The following is an 18168-nucleotide window of genomic DNA, read 5'->3' as shown; positions in this document are numbered from 1 at the left end:
GGATTATGTTGAGGCTGTCGGTCAGATATTTTTCCGTCCATAAGCCTCAATCATCCCTGCAATCTCTTTGAGGGGCAGAATCGTATCAACCGCCCCTAATTTCACAGCTTCTTTTGGCATCCCATAAACGATGCAAGTTTTCTCGTCCTGTGCAAGCGTTTCTGCGCCGGCATCATGCATTTCTTTCATGCCAATGGCACCATCGTCACCCATCCCTGTCATGATAACGCCAAGGGCATTAGACCCAGCACACTTCGCCACTGAGCGAAACAACACATCGACCGAAGGACGGTGGCGATTGACAGGCGGCGCATCAAAAATTTCAACATAATACTGCGCACCACTACGTTTGACCTGCATGTGGCGTCCGCCCGGCGCAATCAACGCCCGACCGTTGATCAGACGATCTCCATTTTTTGCTTCAAGAACTTCGATATGACTAATTTTATTGAGGCGGTCAGCAAACGCAGCGGTGAATTTTTCAGGCATATGCTGCACGATAACGATGCCAGGAGATGTACGGCTGAGGTCCTTTAATACCAGCTCGAGTGCCTGCGTGCCACCAGTCGAGGTACCGATTGCCACAATCTTATTGGTCGTCACTGACATCGCTGCACCGGTTCTGGCCTCAAAGGCAGGAATGGCCTCGCTGATCGTCAATTTGGCAGTAGGGTTGAGCATCATCATTGTCATGGCTTTCACGCGCCGCATATCAACTAGGGCAGCAGCTTTGACAGCTTGGACAATGTCACCTGTATCTTGCTCAAGAAAACTCTTTAATCCTGCTTTGGGCTTAGTAACGATACTGACCGCACCTGCAGCCAACGCCTGCACGGAGGTCGCAGCCCCCTTTTCAGTGAGCGTGGAACAAATAACGACTGGCGTAGGTCTGACCGACATCAACTTTTTAAGAAAGGTGATCCCATCCATACGAGGCATTTCGACATCAAGTACCACGACGTCTGGCCAGCGCTGATTCATCTTGTCCATTGCAAAAATGGGATCAGGGGCTACAGCAATGACTTCAATATCAGGATCACGCCCCAGCAAAGCGGTCAACACCTGACGCACAACAGCCGAGTCATCCACAAGCATGACTTTTATTTTCGTACTCACGGTAAAATCACTTTCTCAACATGTTTGACCCAGACGTCACCTGACCATAAATCAAACATGATGTTGCGATGCCCTACTCCACCCATATGCTCACGACGGACCTCAAACCCATACTGAGACAATAAATGACGACCTAGCTCAATATTTTTGTCAGAGACGGTCATTTCACCGACATGTTGTGACGGGAACTGATTTCCGCCACCAAACATCTTGACTTCAAAATCACGCGGATGGGTACGGGATTTTTTGATTTCTTTCAGAAACAATTGCACTGCATCTTCTGCATAACGACCATCCAGATGGACATGCTGTTCCCGACGATTATTTTTCGGCAGCATATAGTGACACATTCCCCCTATCCGCAATATTGGGTGCCATAGCGTAATCGCAACACACGAACCAAGTATGGTACGGATACGGGTATCGCAGTCACCAAAATAAAAATCTCCGGGCTGCAAAAAAATATCGATATAAAAAGGGGGCGCTTCCATACCAACAGATCACTTTCCTTGAAAAAGTCGGGCGTCGCGCTCATCAACGACAACCTTGTGTTTTACAGCAAAACACAGTCACTAGTCGGTGAAAATAATCTTAACGAACTACGTTACATGCATGTCGCAACTGAAATTAAACAATGCCTGAGGATATCGAAAATAATATCAAATAACCTCGACAATAACTTTCGCTTCAATAAAACAATGTTTAGGCTACGCGCTGATAAATCGAAGGACTGACCATCTTAAGACTGCTATTTAAGCCATTTAAAGTCTCGGAGTGGCTAATAAAAAAATAGCCACCCGGACGTAATTTTTCGATCATTCTTTGCACCAGCTTACGTTTTGTTTCGAGATCAAAATAGATCATGACGTTGCGCAAAAAGATCACGTCTAATACACCAATCTCTGGTAACGGTTCAATCAAATTTAACGACTGAAATCTGACTTTCGAACGCAACACTTGATCAATCAGAAAAAAATCTTCGAATTCATCACGGCCTTTGAGGCAGTACTTTTTTAACAGAGAGGTAGGAATTTTTTCTGCTGCTGCCATCGGGTACAAAGCCCGAACAGCTCTCTCCAATACCTGCGTTGAAATATCCGTTCCTAATATCTCCCAGCCATCTTCCCGGAAGTACTCAGCCAATGTCATCGCGATCGTATAGGCCTCTTCACCACTCGAACTTGCCGCACTCCAGATCCGGAATTTATGTTGTTTATCATGCTGTGGATAAACAACTGTTTTTAAAAATTCAAAATGCTTGGGCTCCCGAAAAAAATACGTTTCGTTGGTGGTCAACAAATCAATTGCCACCGTCGTCTCATCTTCGTACCCTGGCTTTCCAAGCAAATTAAAATAATCACTATAATTATTCAAACCTCGCTTACGCAAACGCTTATCGAGACGTCCCATAACCATTGCCTGCTTACCATCACTGAGAGAAATCCCGGTCCGTTCATACAAAAATCGGGAAATCCATTCAAACTCATTTTTTTTCAGTGACGCAACCACTCTAGGAATTAAAGCGTTAGCGGTCATGCTCCGACTCCGCATTCCCATCCATCTCTGGATTTGTCTCTGCGCTTACGTCAACGCCCTCGAGCATGGAGCTACTTAATGCCACCATTTCTTCGATAGACAGCACCTGTGCCAAGTTAAGAACAATAATAAATCGGCCATTCCGCTTCGCCATACCGCTGATAAAGTCAGCCCGAATCTTGCCACCAAAGACCGGAGGTGGTTCGACGTCGCTATCAGCGATATCAACGACTTCATTCACCGCATCAACCATCACACCAATACTTTGCGCCTCAGATTCGCTCTCTGCTTCTTGCACTAGTTCAATGATAACAATACTGGTACGGCGGGCGACACTGGTCACACCACGCCCAAAACGGGCAGTCATATCGACGACCGGAACAACTTTACCGCGCAAATTAATGACACCTCGGATAAAACTAGGCATCATCGGTACCTCGGTTAATTCTCCATATTGAATGATTTCTTTAATATGAAGAATTTCGAGGGCATATATCTCACCACCTAAAACAAAAGTAAGGTATTGCGAGCTACGACTTGAACTCTTTGCCTCCGTACCGTGGACGGTTGTTGAATGCTTTTTTGCATCGATAATAGCTCCCATATTATGCTCCTAGAAGCGTTCAAACTTAGCTTCATCAATACCACTCGACGAGACCATACGGCCGCGCTTACTTGTACTAGATACAGATCGGTTTGATTTCACTTCTGCCGTATGTGCATAATTGCTTTCTTGTGAAATTTTAAAGAAAGCAACCAAATCTTTTAATTGCTCCGCCTGGCTAGTCATTTCTTCTGATGTAGCCGCTAACTCTTCGGACGAAGATGCATTTTGTTGCGTAATCTGATTCATCTGGTTCATCGCGGTGTTGATTTGTGAAACACCGGCAGATTGCTCTTGCGATGCAGCAGCAATTTCCTGCACCAAATCCGAAGTCCGGCCAATACCTGGAACAATTTCGTCAATCAGTTCACCAGCACGTTCTGCCGTCTTGACACTACCACCCGCCAAGTCACCGATTTCTTTTGCTGCCACCTGACTACGTTCAGCAAGTTTTCTGACCTCGGCGGCGACGACAGCAAATCCTTTGCCGTGCTCTCCCGCGCGGGCAGCTTCAATCGCCGCGTTCAGTGCCAGCATATTCGTCTGGTAAGCGATGTCATCAATAATGCCGATTCTAGAAGCGATCTCTTTCATCGCAGTGACGGTATGTTTAACGGCAACACCACCCTCGTTGGCTTCTTTAGCGGCTTTGCCAGCAATGCCATCAGTGACTTTGGCATTTTCAGCATTTTGATTAATACCGGCTGCCATTTGCTCGATACTGGCACTAGTTTCTTCGACACTGGCCGCTTGCTCACTGGCTGCCTGCGACAAGGCTTGAGAGGTGGCGCTGACCTGCTCAGACGCATTGGATAAAGCATCGGTAGCGTTAATCACATCCGTCACAATTTGCGATAAACGTTCAACGGTTTCATTACTTGCCGCTTTCAATGCGCCAAAGGTACCTTCGTAATCACGGTCAATCGTCTGCGTTAAATCACCTTTTGCAATCGCTGCCAAAACACGTAATACTTCGTTCAAGCCTTCATCACTGGTTCTCATCAGACGGTTAACATCGGCACTGAGCTTACCGAAGAAGCCGGATTTACCGTCTTCAACAATGCGGGTCGTAAAGTTACCTGCGACTGCTTGCTCAACGATATTACTTACTTCTCGCTCAATAGCGACTTCGGCAGTACGATCCAACCATTCAACAACACTACCCAGACGCTCGCCGTGATCGCTCATGACAGGATTTGCAGACAAGGCAAAGGTTCGGGTACCGACCACGATCTCTGCTTTATGATTGCTGGTGAAGCTGGCTAACATCGCTTTTTGATGTGCTGGGTTTTTGTGGAACTGATCAATCGTCGAACCCATCAATTTTGAGACATTGAAGCTCGGCATCACTTTACGGATATCGGCCTCAGCATTCGACATCATGTCAACGATGGATTTGTTCATGTAAATGATATTGCGATCCGGATCGGCAATCATGACGTTCGTGGCACAGTTATCGAGCGCAATTTTAATACGCAAGTTTTCTGCAGCCAGTTGTTCTGTCGCGCGTTGTGCGGCCAACTGTGCAGTAATATCCGCCCATTCAACAACGCTTCCAAGTCGCTCACCGGTCTCATTAATGACCGGGTTAGCGGATAACGTGAAGGTACGAGTGCCGACATTGATCTGTGCGTGATGATTTGAAGTGAATGTCGACAGGAGCTGTTTTTGATGGGCTGGATTTTTATGGAACTGATCGATATTTGATCCCATTAAATGAGCAACAGAAAAAGTCGGCAACGCTTTTTTGATATCGGACTCTGCTGTACTTAACATCTCAACGATCGATTTATTGCAGTAAATGATATTTCTATCGTTATCCGCAATCATCACATTCGTAGCAACATTGTCCAAAGCAATTTTAATTCGCAGTGTTTCTTTTGCGACTTGCTCGCTTTCTTCGATGCGCGCACGAATATTGCCTACCATCGCTGACAAATTGGCGGCGATACTAGAAATATCGTTATCACGCAATTCAAGGGATGTAGCAAAATCTCCAGAAGCAACACGATTAGCGTACTCAACGACATCTGTCGGTTCTTGACCAATTTGACGAATCACCATCTTGATCATAAACCACGCTAACAGCACCACAATGAGAAGCATAATAAGGCAAGCACCGACCGTTTCTAGGCGCTTTGTCTTCAGTTCTTTGTTGCGTTCTTCAGTACGTTTGACTAACTCTTTTAACGCTACTTGTTCCAAATCATGGGTTCCATCAATGATGGCCGTGATCCGTTGGGCATAGTCAAGTACTTCTGTATCAAATTTATTACTTCCCAACAGCTTTTCGGTAATTAAGTGAATCGCTTCCTTGCTCCGCTTATTTTGTTCGTCCATCTTGACGCCCATGGCGTCTTTATAGGCTGGACTAACAGCGATCAGTTTTGCATATATTTTTTCGTTCTTATTAACATGATCGGTAATGACAGCGTTATTAGCAGCGAGACTGCCACGATCAGCATCAGCTAAAGTTTTATTACTTAATGCATCGATACCCAGAGCACGGGAAACTCGGAATTGCTCAGTCAAGCGGATAACATTATCGCTACTCATTGTTGCAAGATAAAAAGTTCCTGGATCAGGACTGAGCAACAAGTTCCCATTATCGGCAGCGAGCTCAATGAGTTCAAATAACTGATTAATCAGATTTTTATGCGACGCCCGATTTTGCTCTGAAGACATTCCTTCCTGCTCACTCACCAAACTCATCCAGATTTGCTTAATTTGACTAATTTTCTCATCAAGTTTGAGTTCTGGGCTCTGCTTACTTAATGCAAGCGTGGTGTCTAATTCTGTATTTAACTCCTGCGCTGTGGCATCCCTCAAGCTCCGAGAATTTTTATCGCCAAGAATAAATGCCTGATTCTGCACGCTATGTCTTTGCACTAATTGCAGTATTTTTGTTACTGGCACTAGAATATGTGCTCCGCTTTTTTCAAATTCGGAATCGTGCACTTCCTGGTTTGCCGCATTCAGATATAACACAAACGGCAATCCAAATAGGGCAATCACGAACAAACCAACCAGGGCAAATTTTTGCCACATTTTTAATGATTCCAAAAGCGATTTCATTAGTGCTTCCTTTCTGTATGTTATAGCTTGTACTATGAACAGAAGTTGTTAATCAAAATTTCTCAGTAAGCTTTTTGTTGCCAATCACAGGTCTACTCATACTCAGATGCTTTCTTTGTTCTTGTGCTGAATACAGTTGCGTCATGGCGGGGATACTCAGTATGAGTGCCACTTCGCCGCTACCTAAGATGGTCGAACCACCAATACCTTTGACGTGATTAAATATTCGTCCTAAAGGTTTGATGACCGTCTGGAATTCTCCCATCAAACGATCGACAATTAAGCCTGTTTTATTTTCACCATAGCCGACGACAACCACATTTTGACGACGTGGTAATTCGCCTTCAATTTCAAAAAAACTTCTCAGGCGGATAAAAGGTAATACTTCACCACGCAGATCCATATAATCATTGTCTTCGCTCTCTTTTGGTAGCTCAACACATTCAATGACATGATCAAGTGGCACAACAAAAGAGGAAGAACCAACACCAACCAAGAATCCATCAATAATGGCCAGCGTGAGCGGCAATCTAATCCTGATCGTGGCTCCGACGCCCATTTCACTATCGATATCAATACTTCCGCGCAATGAAGTGACATTACGCTTAACCACATCCATGCCAACGCCACGACCGGACAAGTTTGATACCTGATCGGCAGTTGAAAAGCCAGGCTCAAAAATCAGTGCATAGATATCTTTATCACTCAGGACCGTGTTTGGCGTAATCAGACCGCGTTCGATCGCCTTGGCCATGATTTTGTCTTTATTTAAGCCGCCACCGTCATCGTTTACCTCAATGATGATACTGCCAGATTCGTGATAAGCGTTAAGACGTAACACTCCCTGTGCTGGCTTGCCCCGCGCCAAGCGCACGGCTGATGCCTCAATACCATGATCCATCGAATTTCGGACCAGATGCATCAATGGGTCACCGATTTTTTCGACAACTGATTTATCCACCTCAGTATCACCGCCAGCAATTTCCAGAACGATGTCTTTGCCTAGCTCCATACTGACATCGCGAACGACACGTTGAAAGCGACTAAAAGTTGTTCCGATCGGCACCATACGTAATTGCAAGGCACTATCACGAACTTCTTCGACTAATCGCATGACTTCACTGGTCGACTCCAGCAACGCCATATCAGCAACTTTGCTCGCACGTAAATTAGCTCCGGCACCGGCAATCACTAACTCTCCAACCAGATCAATTAATTTATCCAGCCGATCTGCATCGACACGGATACTTTGTCGTTCGCGTGCTTTGGAGTCTTTGACCTGTTGCTGTTTATTGAGTGCTGCGGTGAGAACCGGCTTTTGCAGCATTTCCTGCTTAACGAGTATTTCTCCGATAGGAAGCTGTTCTGAGCTGAAATTTGACGAAGGATAGTCGTGTTTATCCTTTTGTAATTGCAGGCAACTTTCAAGTTCATTTTTTGTCAATACGCCACTTTTGATCAATATTTCACCAAGCAGCTCTACATCGTCTGGCAGCGAATGAATGATGTCGATGTACTCATCAATTTTGCTGTTTGGCGGGAGGATACGAATCACACTATCTTCATTTACGAACTCAAAGACACTCTCGATAGCCTCTTTGGTCGCGTTACTGCGCAGTACGACCTCAAATCCGAGATAGCAAGTCTCTGCATCCATCAAATCGGCTTCGGGTAAGTCTTTCGTGATAGTGACAATATGGACGACATCGCCAAGCGTATTGAGGTAGCCAATGAAAGACAGTGGATCCATACCATTGCGCAGGCAATCAGGTCCGAAGCGAAGTGAAAGATACCAGTTCCCTGCATCCACCATACTGCCTTCAGTGCGACTGGTTTGCGTTGCATCCTGATGTTCACGCTGGACTACACGACTAGCGTCTCCGCTTTGCTTGTGATCAAGAAAATATCCCAACTGCACATGCAGTTCTGCACCCGCCGCAATCAATTCAGGAGGAGCCGTCGTATCACCAACCGCAATACGATCAATCAATAAACTCAAGTGGTCACGGCATGGCAGCAGTACCGCTACTAATTTTGATGAAATAGGAATCTCGCCATCGCGAACTTTGTCCAACACACTTTCTAATACGTGTGTAAAGTTCACCACATGATCAAGTCCAAACAATCCAGAAGAACCTTTGATGGTGTGTGCAGCGCGGAAGATCGCATTGATCGCGTCGACACTGTCGTCGCTATGCTCCAAGCCGAGCAATAAATCTTCCATATCCTGCAACAAGTCGCGACTTTCGACGATAAACGTCTCCATTGCGGCTTTCATTTCACTATCGAAACTCATTCAATCCTCCGCTTTACATGGCTATGGAGTGCTGTGCTTCTTTACTCACTACGATACATCTGATTATTGGGTCAGTGTACAGAGTGTGAAGTTAAAAACGACGAATGCGCAGACTAATACAATAAAATCAGGTCAGGACGACCTGGTCGCCAAAACTAGCGGTCACATTAGCCATTTCTAAGATTTCTAATACAGGTTTGCTGTGCATGACATAACGCAACGTCTTACCACGACGACGTGCTTCATTTTTTAACAGAATCAGCACTTGTAGTCCTGCCGTGTCCATCTCTGTGACCTGTGACAGGTTTAATTCAAGCTCGATATCAGTATCAAGAAAATTGAGCAGGCTTTGCTTTTCGATTGCTGCGGTGTAGATCGTTAACTCGCCTTCAATCGCTTGGGTTTTCATTCTGCACCTCGTCTCAAGGCAAAATGAGTTTAGAGACTGCCGCCAACATTTGCGCCGGCTGGAAGGGTTTCACTACCCAAGCTCTTGCGCCCGCTGCTTGTCCTTGCAATTTCTTTCCCTCTTGCGATTCTGTCGTCAGCATGATGATTGGCGTAAATTTATAGGCGGGTAATTTTTTGACTTCCTGTACGAAGCTAATACCATCCATATTCGGCATATTGACGTCCGAAATAATCAGATGCACCTTTTGTCCCTTAAGTTTCGACAGTGCATCAACACCATCACACCCCTCAATAACGGTATACCCCGCACCTTTGAGGGCCAATCCGACGACTTGCCGCACTGAAGCTGAATCATCTACCACCATGACGGTCTTGGACATACGACACCCTCTCTTGATGAATAATGCAAGAACTACTCTTGTCTGAAGGATTTACAACAGAATAAAATTTGTGTTTGTGTTCAGTATTGACCACGATTGCATCCCAATCTATTGCATCAACACAAATTCCATAATAACTCAGAGAAAACACAGTTAACAGTATTTCACAAAGTTCTCGTTGAAAATATCAACTTACATTTAATTTTTAGAAAAAAAACAGACAAAAATAGACTATTAAATAATACATTTCAATATAGTAACGAGATTGCGACCATAAGAATATTTTTTTCTAGAAATATTTATTTAAAGATAAAAAAAGAACCATTTTTGTCGTATTGCAAATACGCACAACAAGAAGGTAACCTAATTCAACACGAATGTCAGGCAACTTTTTTGCAGCAATACGAAAATAAGAATGGTGAAGCGAGGGAGCGTAAATCGACAGAAACTGGGGTGTGATGCCGTGATTACGTCTTATAAAATGTAACGCAGGCGATGTGGATGCCATTCCAACAGGCAGGTCAAAGTAACTCGGTATCTATCAGGTTAATTATAAAAAAAGAAAAGACATGGCCGGGGAGATGCCATGTCTTTTTTAATCAGGTCAGGCTGCCTGCGTCTGAACCAATTGCAGGTTATCACCATCAATCAAGATACGTCGTGGTTTGTAGGCTTCAGGAACTTCTCGTACCAATTCGATCTTGAGCAAGCCGTTATTCATACTTGCACCAATGACTTTTACATGATCAGCTAAACGGAAACGGTGTTCAAAATCACGTGAGGCAATACCACGATGCAGATAATTTTTAGCGGTTTCATCCTTTTGTTTGCGACCGACAACTTTTAATGTATCACGTTCGCTTTCGATGTCGATTTCACTACGATCAAATCCGGCGATCGCCATCGTGATGCTGTATTTATCTTCAGCAATTAATTCAATATTGTATGGTGGATAGCTAGTCGCGGTATCGTTGCGTTGTGCATCATCAAACAACTGTGCCAGACGATCAAAGCCAATAGCTGAACGATATAAAGGGGCAAAATCAAAATTACGCATGGTGATATCCTTTTAAAAATAAGCGATATAAATCAAACTGAAAACAAAATTAAAAACAAATTTAAAATAAACTAAGCGGTAAACAAACTGAATGATGAACGCTGTTTTACAGACCTCTCATGAGCATCTGATGAGAACAAGATAAGGTGGTTTTTTTTGATTTCAAGGCGTTTTTATTTCGTTTTTTAGTTTTTTTTCTTACATTTTTACTTTCAAAAAATATACTTATTTTCACCATTAATCAGACTTGAAATTAGAGGGTGCAGTTACAATATGTGCTCTTCAAAATAAAAACAAAAATCTTTTGTAGCGGCGCTTTATTTCAGACATTCAGCATTGATTACTCCATACTGACTAGACAAACTTCTCTCATCGTTGATTGAAATCAGCCTAATCTCTGATCTTATTTAAAGAGACTTAGGTCAAAGCCGTTTTGCATAGAACAAATTGTTAACCTTGATGCGTTACTCGACTCTGCAAACATGGTAGAGATAAGCAGTTTTTGAATGAACCTATAATTTAATTTAAGAAAGATAGTTCGATGCCAAGTCTTCACTTTAGGTATTCAGCAATGAACGCAGGTAAGAGTACCTATTTGCTTCAGGTTGCCCACAACTACAAAGAAAACGGAATGGATGTTCTGCTTCTTACGTCAGCACTTGATGGGCGCGATGGATATGGTGTCATTGCTTCACGCATTGGACTAAAAGCCGAAGCCACGACTTACAGTGCTGAAACCGACTTTGACGAACTACTCCAAGACGTCAACGTTGCATGCGTTTTGGTTGATGAGGCACAATTCCTCTCAGCGCCCCAAGTCCATCAACTTCATAAATGGGTTCACACTCAAAAAACACCCGTCATGTGCTTCGGCATTCGTTCAGATTTTAGAGGCGAACCTTTTCCAGGTTCTGCGACACTCTTGGCCTTGGCAGATAGCCTCGAAGAAATAAAAACAATCTGTCAGTGCGGCAAGAAAGCCACGATGAATATCCGCACTGATGAAAAAGGTCTACGCGTGAGCGAAGGTGACCAAGTTCTCGTTGGCGGCAATAACAGATACCGCCAAGTCTGTGCGAAGTGTTTTTATAATTAAATACATCATGTCGGTTAATTAATTTAATAGCAATAGTTTTAAGTACGCTGTTCTTTTCGCACTTCTTACAAACATAAACAGATCACACCGACTACGCTCCGAAACGATCCTATCGTCAATCAGCAACAAATCACGGTATTCGTTCGTGGACAGAACGACCGTTGTTCATCGACGATCGATTTCCTTTGTTATTCTATAAACCCAAACGAAGCAAATAAATGAGGTAAAATCAACATTACTCATGAAAACGCTTAAATCACTTCGGGTCAACGTCGCGTGTATCGCACTGTTCAGCATGCTGTTTATGCAGCTTGCTGTGGGCGCGTATGCTTGTCCGATGATGATAACAAGCCAGGCATCGGTCAGCGCGATGGCAAATTGTGATGGCATGGACGCCGACCAATCTACGCTTTGCCATCTCCATGCGACGGGTGAGTTAGTGAAACAAACTGCGGATAAGCCAGATTTACCACAGGTGCAGCCATTCGTTCCTGCGGTACTCATGTTGGCTTTGCAAGTTGTTGATGTTGCGGCATTTTCATCAACAATCCCACTTAATTCGACTTCACTCATTCGCTCTACCGCACCACCCACCTCTATTCTTCATTGCTGTTTCCGCATTTAATATTTTCAGTATCTTAGAACGTTGTCGTCGCGCAGTGATTGCGCGCGTTGTTAGTTCCTGCATTCTGGAGAATTTATGGCTTCCATTTTTAAACCACGTTTTCATATTCGTGGGATAAGTAGTTGTATATCGGCGCTCGTATTGTGCTCAAGTACACCGGCTCTTTCTGCTGATTTAGCGCTGACGTTGACTCAAGCACAAACCATCGCAGTTAGCCGCTCTCGACAACTTGCGGCCCAAGATTTGTCTGCCTACTCGTCCCAGGAAATGGCAATTGCTGCTGGTCAGTTGCCGGATCCGATCCTAAAATTTGGCGTTGATAATTTGCCAGTCAGCGGCATAGATCGCTTAAGTTTGACGAATGATTTTATGACAATGCGTAGAATTGGCATCACGCAAGAGTTGACGAGTACGGATAAGCGTCATGCCCGTGCCCAGCTCTATGAACGGACGGCAGATAAAGTACGCGCAGAAAAAAGTGTAACAATCGCTGCGATCCAACGCGATACCGCGATTGCCTGGTTAAATCGATTTTATGCTGAGAAAATGGTCGCCATGATCAAAGAACAGCTTCATCAGAACCGACTTGAGCTTCAAGCGGCCCAGAGCGCCTATCGTACCGGTCGCACGAGTCAGTCCGACCTATTGTCGGCCCGCAGCGCATTAGTAGTCATGGAAGACAAAGCCAGTGAAATTCAACAAAAGTCAGTCAGTGCAAAAGCCAACTTAGCGCGTTGGATTGGTAACTCTGCCGATGTGGAGCCAGAAGATCTGCCTGACATGGAAACCGTCCGACTTAATCCGTCCATGCTCGATGCTGAGCTCGAGCATCATCCGCAGATTGCCGTGTTAAACCAACAAATTAATCTGGCTGAGGCAGATGCCAAATTAGCGCAAGCTAATAAAAGTACCGATTGGAGTATCGGGCTAGCCTATCAGCAGCGCGGCGCAGCATATTCGAACATGATCTCATTAGAGTTGTCGTTGCCCATTCAGTGGGATCAAAAGAATCGTCAGAACCCTGAGTTATACGCAAAACAAGCGGCCGTAGAACAAGCAACCGCTGAGCGCGACGAACTATTGCGACAACATGTGGCGGAAACACGGGCCATGCTCAGCGAATGGCAAAATGATCGTCATCGAGTCCAGCGATTCAAACTCGAATTACTGCCGCTTGCCACTGCACGTATTGAGGCTGTACTGGCCGCATATCGTGGCGGAAAAGCCAGTCTCTTAGACTTATTGGCGGCACGCCGCGAGGAAATCGACGTGAATCTTCAATTACTTCAGCTCCAAAACGAAACGGCACGGTTATGGGCGCAGCTTCATTTTTTAACGCCAACCACATCGACCGCGGTGTTGACTAAGGAACTTCCATGAAAATCAGATCATTCATCATCATTATTAGTCTTGTTACCGTCGGTTATGCCTCCTATCGACTGGGATTCAATCAGGGCGCACCAAAGGCGCTGGATGCTATGAAGGTTTCCGACACCACACTAAGTACAGCATCAGAAAAAAAGCCTCTTTATTGGCACGACCCCATGGTGCCAAATCAACGATTTGATAAACCAGGAAAATCGCCGTTTATGGATATGGAGTTGGTTCCTGTCTATGCCAATGACAATACCAATGCCAGCAAGGGAAATGGTGTCACTATTGACTCCCGTGTTGAGCAAAATCTCGGTGTTCGAACGGCTGTTGTCGCTCAAGGAACATTAGCAACACATCTGACCGCGGTTGGCAACATTGCTTATAACGAACGTGACGTTGCACAAGTGCAATCACGTAGTAACGGCTTTATCGAACACGTTTATGTTCGTGCACCGCTGGATCCTGTCAAAAAAGGACAAAAGTTGGTGGACGTCTACGTGCCAGACTGGATTGCTGCGCAAGAAGAATATCTGACTGTCCTCAAAATGAATGGAAATCATTTGGAAGGCATGGCAGATGCCGCACGTGAACGCATGCGTCTCGTGGGGATGAGTGATGAACAGATCAATCAAGTAACAAAAAGTGGAAAAGTGCAGACGCGACTTTCCATCACCACACCAGTGAGCGGTATTGTTACGGAGCTGACTGCGCGCGAAGGAATGACCATCAATCCAGGCGCAGCACTATTTCGCATTAACGGTGTGAGCAGCGTTTGGGTCAACGCTGAAGTACCAGAACATGTTGCCTCTCAGGTACGCCCGGGAGATGCAGTAGAAGCCCGTGTCAGCGCTTTGTCTGGCGTCGTATTTAAAGGCCGCGTCAATGCGGTACTTCCTGAAGTCAACCCAACCACACGTACCCTCAAAGCTCGTATTGAGCTGACCAATCTACACGGTGAGTTAGTCCCTGGGATGTTTGCGACCATTCAATTTTTATCAACCCGATCCAACAAGGAGTCGCTACTGGTACCTTCGGAAGCCGTGATTCAAACAGGCACCCGCAGCGTCATTATGGTTGAAAAGACACAAGGGAACTATGAGCCTGTCGAGATTGAGACTGGCAACGAAGCAAACGGACTCACCGAAGTAACAAAAGGCTTGGAGGCAGGCCAGAAGGTGGTCGTCTCAGGTCAATTCCTGATTGATTCTGAAGCCAATCTCAAAGGAACAGCAAGTCGCATGTCAGACACGCCGCCAAAAGTGACAGGTCAGGGAGCCATGAAATGATTGCCAAACTGATTCGCTGGTCGATGACCAACCGTTTTTTTGTGCTCCTAGCTACCGTCATTGTTGCAGTGTGGGGAATCTGGGCTGTACAACATACTCCGCTCGACGCCATTCCAGACCTATCCGATGTCCAAGTCATTATTCGCACCACCTATCCGGGGCAGGCTCCACAGATTGTTGAGAATCAAGTTACGTATCCATTGACAACCACCATGCTATCAGTGCCTGGTGCTAAAACCGTGCGCGGCTATTCGTTCTTCGGTGACTCGTTTGTCTATATTTTGTTTGAAGACGGTATCGATCCGTATTGGGCACGTTCTCGTGTGCTGGAATATTTAAATCAGGTGCAGTCCCGATTACCAGCACAAGCGAAATCAGCCCTGGGGCCAGACGCGTCAGGCGTTGGCTGGATTTATGAATATGCGCTGGTCGATCGCACCGGGAAAATGGATCTATCGCAGTTACGCGCCTATCAGGACTGGTTTCTGAAGTTTGAATTAAAAACGGTGGCTAACGTTGCAGAAGTCGCGACGATTGGTGGCATGGTACGTCAATATCAAATCGTGCTCGATCCCAATAAATTACGCGCTTATAACATTCCACAAAGCAAAATTATTGATGCAGTCCAAAAAGCAAATCAAGAAACGGGTGGGTCAGTGCTTGAGATGGGCGAGGCGGAATATATGGTCCGCGCTTCCGGCTATCTACAGTCATTGGATGACTTCAGAAAAATACCACTGATCACGACAATCTCCGGGGTCTCAGTGCGATTAGGTGATGTCGCACATATTCAGATTGGTCCAGAAATACGACGTGGCATCGCTGATCTGAACGGAGAAGGGGAAGTTGCTGGTGGGGTCATCATTATGCGGTCTGGAAAAAACGCTCTGGAAACGATCTCTGAAGTCAAAGCGAAGCTGGACAAACTGAAATCGAGCTTACCTCCCGGTGTTGAAATCGTGCCAACCTATGACCGCTCTCACCTCATTCTCCGTGCCGCCACGAATCTTGAACATAAACTCATCGAAGAATTTATTGTCGTCGCGTTGGTCTGTGTGTTGTTTTTGTTTCATTTCCGGTCCGCACTGGTTGCGATCGTATCACTGCCAATAGGCATACTTGCAGCCTATATTGTTATGTATTACCAAGGCGTTAATGCCAATATTATGTCTCTGGGGGGAATCGCCATTGCGATTGGTGCCATGGTCGATGCGGCGGTGGTCATGATCGAAAACGCCCACAAGCATATTGAAAAATGGAACCATGAACATCCCAATGAACAGTTGAGTGGCCGAGATCATTGGCAAGTCATCGCGGATGCAGCAGCAGAAGTTGGTCCCGCATTATTTTTTTCGTTGTTAATTATTGTGCTGTCGTTCATCCCAATATTTACCCTTCAGTCACAAGAAGGAAAACTATTCTCTCCGCTGGCGTTCACTAAAACCTATGCAATGGCAGCGTCAGCACTATTAGCAGTGACATTAATACCCGTGCTCATGGGGTATCTGATTCGGGGGCGGATTCCAGATGAACACAAAAATCCTATTAACCGATTGTTTATTGCATTGTATCGCCCTGCATTGGAATGGGTGTTGCGTTTTCCGAAGACAACGCTTTACTTCGCATTACTGATTGTGATGGTGACTCTATGGCCGATCACTCGTTTGGGTGGAGAATTTATGCCGCCGCTCGATGAAGGTGATCTGTTATACATGCCTTCAGCGCTACCAGGAATCTCAACTGGTAAGGTGACCCAATTATTGCAACAGACAGATCGATTAATCAAAACTGTGCCGGAAGTACAATCCGTATTTGGTAAAGCAGGTCGAGCTGAGTCAGCCACCGACCCGGCACCAATGGAAATGTTTGAAACCACCGTTCAGTTAAAACCCCGTGATCAGTGGCGTGCAGGCATGACAACCGATCAATTAATCGCAGAATTGGACAATATTGTTCAGGTACCTGGCTTATCCAATGTCTGGGTACCGCCAATCAGAAATCGCATTGATATGCTGGCTACCGGTATTAAAAGCCCGGTTGGTATCAAAGTGGCTGGAGCAAATTTACAGGAAATTGATCGGATCAGCACGGCCATTGCACAAGTTGTGAAAAAAGTGTCTGGCGTCTCATCTGCGTTCGCCGAAAGGCTCAATGGCGGTCGTTATATCAATGTTCATATCAACCGCAATGAGGCAGCACGCTACGGCATGAATATTGCCGATGTACAAAGTATTATTTCGACAGCGGTTGGCGGTGAAAATATCGGTGAAACGATCGAAGGATTGCAACGATTTCCGATCAATATCAGGTATCCGCGTGAAGAGCGCGATTCCGTTGAAAAATTGCGACAATTACCGGTCTTAACAGAAAGTGGTGCCCAGATCACTCTGGGGGATGTGTCCACGATCAGCGTCGCAGACGGCCCGCCCATGCTTAAAAGTGAAAATGCTCGGCTGTCAGGATGGGTTTATGTTGATATACGGGGACGCGATCTGAGTTCAGCCGTGCATGACATGCAACAAGCGGTCATGAAGGAAATAAAGTTACCCGCCGGGTATACCGTTTCGTGGGCGGGACAATTTGAATATCTAGAACGGGCAACAGCAAAACTGAACATCGTCGTGCCGATGACATTGCTTATCATCTTTATTTTGCTGTACTTGACGTTTAAGAAGTTTGACGAAGCGATGCTGATAATGGCCACAATGCCATTTGCGTTGGCAGGTGGAATATGGTTCTTATGGTTGTTGGGGTATCATTTTTCGATTGCGAGTGGCGTGGGCTTTATTGCATTAGCTGGTGTTTCGGCTGAATTTGGGGTGATCATGCTCCTCTATCTGAAACATGCATGGGACGCACGAAATATGCTTGGAAGGCAGAGCGAAGCCGACCTCATGGATGCAATTCGCGAGGGTGCAGTTTTACGTGTACGACCTAAAGCCATGACGGTCGCCGTTATTCTCGCTGGCCTCATACCGATTATGCTAGGCTCAGGTACTGGTTCTGAAGTGATGCAGCGTATTGCAGCACCGTTAGTCGGCGGCATGATTACTGCACCACTCTTGTCGATGTTTGTGGTGCCGGTAGTTTTTTTACTGCTGCGCCGTAGGCAGTTGCATTCAATAAAAGAGACGATGTCGTCTTCGATCATTGAGACACCTAAAACGAATGATCGTTGATCCGTCCTCAAAGACGCATTTGTAAGAATGACGGGGCATGAGCGAATTCTCTATGCCCCGTCAAGTTGCGCTCAACCTCAACGATCCTACTTGCAACATCGGCAACTCCTTTATTGCTCCATCATTAAGGGCT

Annotated in this window: 14 protein-coding genes; 5 read left to right on the top strand and 9 right to left on the bottom strand. The window is 45.5% G+C overall.

What is annotated here, in order from left to right:
• Positions 1-21 precede the first annotated feature (21 nt).
• From ACO0KV_RS10475 to ACO0KV_RS10435, 9 genes are all read right to left on the bottom strand, one after another.
• Entirely contained in the window at positions 22-1116 is a 1095-nt protein-coding gene (locus ACO0KV_RS10475) for a protein-glutamate methylesterase/protein-glutamine glutaminase (RefSeq protein ID WP_423042474.1), read from the bottom strand.
• Positions 1113-1607, bottom strand: coding sequence for a chemotaxis protein CheD (locus ACO0KV_RS10470; RefSeq protein ID WP_423042473.1), 495 nt, complete (start codon positions 1605-1607; stop codon positions 1113-1115). The genes ACO0KV_RS10475 and ACO0KV_RS10470 overlap by 4 nt, the downstream gene beginning before the upstream one ends.
• 211 nt (positions 1608-1818) lie before the next feature.
• Positions 1819-2652: a CheR family methyltransferase gene (locus ACO0KV_RS10465; protein ID WP_423042472.1), complete on the bottom strand. Its 834-nt coding sequence runs from the start codon at positions 2650-2652 to the stop codon at positions 1819-1821.
• Positions 2642-3256 (bottom strand): chemotaxis protein CheW, encoded by a 615-nt coding sequence (locus ACO0KV_RS10460; protein WP_423042471.1) that lies wholly within the window; start codon positions 3254-3256, stop codon positions 2642-2644. Before ACO0KV_RS10460 ends, ACO0KV_RS10465 begins: the two co-directional genes overlap by 11 nt.
• A gap of 9 nt (positions 3257-3265) precedes the next feature.
• Positions 3266-6331 carry a methyl-accepting chemotaxis protein gene (locus tag ACO0KV_RS10455; RefSeq protein WP_423042470.1) on the bottom strand — a complete coding sequence of 1022 codons (3066 nt, stop codon included), beginning with the start codon at positions 6329-6331 and terminating at the stop codon, positions 3266-3268.
• Between the two features lie 52 nt (positions 6332-6383).
• A complete protein-coding gene (locus tag ACO0KV_RS10450) occupies positions 6384-8627 on the bottom strand; it encodes a chemotaxis protein CheW (protein ID WP_423042469.1) in 2244 nt (747 codons plus the stop codon).
• A gap of 127 nt (positions 8628-8754) precedes the next feature.
• Positions 8755-9036, bottom strand: a complete 282-nt coding sequence (locus ACO0KV_RS10445) for an STAS domain-containing protein (RefSeq protein ID WP_423042468.1) — start codon at positions 9034-9036, stop codon at positions 8755-8757.
• Positions 9037-9049: 13 nt separating this feature from the next.
• Complete coding sequence (locus tag ACO0KV_RS10440; RefSeq protein WP_423042467.1) at positions 9050-9418, bottom strand: response regulator; 369 nt, start codon at positions 9416-9418, stop codon at positions 9050-9052.
• Positions 9419-10022: 604 nt separating this feature from the next.
• On the bottom strand, positions 10023-10475 hold the full coding sequence (locus ACO0KV_RS10435) for an Hsp20 family protein (protein ID WP_423042466.1): 453 nt from the start codon (positions 10473-10475) through the stop codon (positions 10023-10025).
• A 541-nt stretch (positions 10476-11016) separates the two neighbouring features.
• Between ACO0KV_RS10435 and ACO0KV_RS10430 the strand changes: the two genes are divergently transcribed.
• From ACO0KV_RS10430 to ACO0KV_RS10410, 5 genes are all read left to right on the top strand, one after another.
• Positions 11017-11571: a thymidine kinase gene (locus tag ACO0KV_RS10430; protein WP_423042465.1), complete on the top strand. Its 555-nt coding sequence runs from the start codon at positions 11017-11019 to the stop codon at positions 11569-11571.
• 241 nt (positions 11572-11812) lie between these two features.
• A complete protein-coding gene (locus ACO0KV_RS10425; protein WP_423042464.1) occupies positions 11813-12196 on the top strand; it encodes a hypothetical protein in 384 nt (127 codons plus the stop codon).
• A 75-nt stretch (positions 12197-12271) separates the two neighbouring features.
• The gene (locus ACO0KV_RS10420) at positions 12272-13576 is read left to right on the top strand and encodes a TolC family protein (protein WP_423042463.1); all 1305 of its coding nucleotides are present in this window, start codon (positions 12272-12274) and stop codon (positions 13574-13576) included.
• A complete protein-coding gene (locus ACO0KV_RS10415) occupies positions 13573-14856 on the top strand; it encodes an efflux RND transporter periplasmic adaptor subunit (protein ID WP_423042462.1) in 1284 nt (427 codons plus the stop codon). Before ACO0KV_RS10420 ends, ACO0KV_RS10415 begins: the two co-directional genes overlap by 4 nt.
• On the top strand, positions 14853-18035 hold the full coding sequence (locus tag ACO0KV_RS10410) for an efflux RND transporter permease subunit (protein ID WP_423042461.1): 3183 nt from the start codon (positions 14853-14855) through the stop codon (positions 18033-18035). The genes ACO0KV_RS10415 and ACO0KV_RS10410 overlap by 4 nt, the downstream gene beginning before the upstream one ends.
• The last annotated feature ends 133 nt before the right edge of the window (positions 18036-18168 follow it).

Origin of the sequence: Undibacterium sp. RuRC25W, from assembly GCF_049339825.1 — a bacterium.
Taxonomy (GTDB): Bacteria; Pseudomonadota; Gammaproteobacteria; order Burkholderiales; family Burkholderiaceae_D; genus Undibacterium.
Note: the sequence above shows the minus strand (reverse complement) of the source record. Positions and strands in the feature narration are given on the sequence as shown.

What these genes read in the sequence shown, in the direction of transcription:
- ACO0KV_RS10455 (WP_423042470.1), bottom strand. Translation starts at nt 6,331, where the DNA reads ATGAAATCGCTTTTGGAATCATTAAAAATGTGGCAAAAATTTGCCCTG.
- ACO0KV_RS10420 (WP_423042463.1), top strand. Translation starts at nt 12,272, where the DNA reads ATGGCTTCCATTTTTAAACCACGTTTTCATATTCGTGGGATAAGTAGT.
- ACO0KV_RS10435 (WP_423042466.1), bottom strand. Translation starts at nt 10,475, where the DNA reads ATGCGTAATTTTGATTTTGCCCCTTTATATCGTTCAGCTATTGGCTTT.
- ACO0KV_RS10410 (WP_423042461.1), top strand. Translation starts at nt 14,853, where the DNA reads ATGATTGCCAAACTGATTCGCTGGTCGATGACCAACCGTTTTTTTGTG.
- ACO0KV_RS10445 (WP_423042468.1), bottom strand. Translation starts at nt 9,036, where the DNA reads ATGAAAACCCAAGCGATTGAAGGCGAGTTAACGATCTACACCGCAGCA.
- ACO0KV_RS10430 (WP_423042465.1), top strand. Translation starts at nt 11,017, where the DNA reads ATGCCAAGTCTTCACTTTAGGTATTCAGCAATGAACGCAGGTAAGAGT.
- ACO0KV_RS10450 (WP_423042469.1), bottom strand. Translation starts at nt 8,627, where the DNA reads ATGAGTTTCGATAGTGAAATGAAAGCCGCAATGGAGACGTTTATCGTC.
- ACO0KV_RS10465 (WP_423042472.1), bottom strand. Translation starts at nt 2,652, where the DNA reads ATGACCGCTAACGCTTTAATTCCTAGAGTGGTTGCGTCACTGAAAAAA.
- ACO0KV_RS10470 (WP_423042473.1), bottom strand. Translation starts at nt 1,607, where the DNA reads ATGGAAGCGCCCCCTTTTTATATCGATATTTTTTTGCAGCCCGGAGAT.
- ACO0KV_RS10440 (WP_423042467.1), bottom strand. Translation starts at nt 9,418, where the DNA reads ATGTCCAAGACCGTCATGGTGGTAGATGATTCAGCTTCAGTGCGGCAA.
- ACO0KV_RS10460 (WP_423042471.1), bottom strand. Translation starts at nt 3,256, where the DNA reads ATGGGAGCTATTATCGATGCAAAAAAGCATTCAACAACCGTCCACGGT.
- ACO0KV_RS10415 (WP_423042462.1), top strand. Translation starts at nt 13,573, where the DNA reads ATGAAAATCAGATCATTCATCATCATTATTAGTCTTGTTACCGTCGGT.
- ACO0KV_RS10425 (WP_423042464.1), top strand. Translation starts at nt 11,813, where the DNA reads ATGAAAACGCTTAAATCACTTCGGGTCAACGTCGCGTGTATCGCACTG.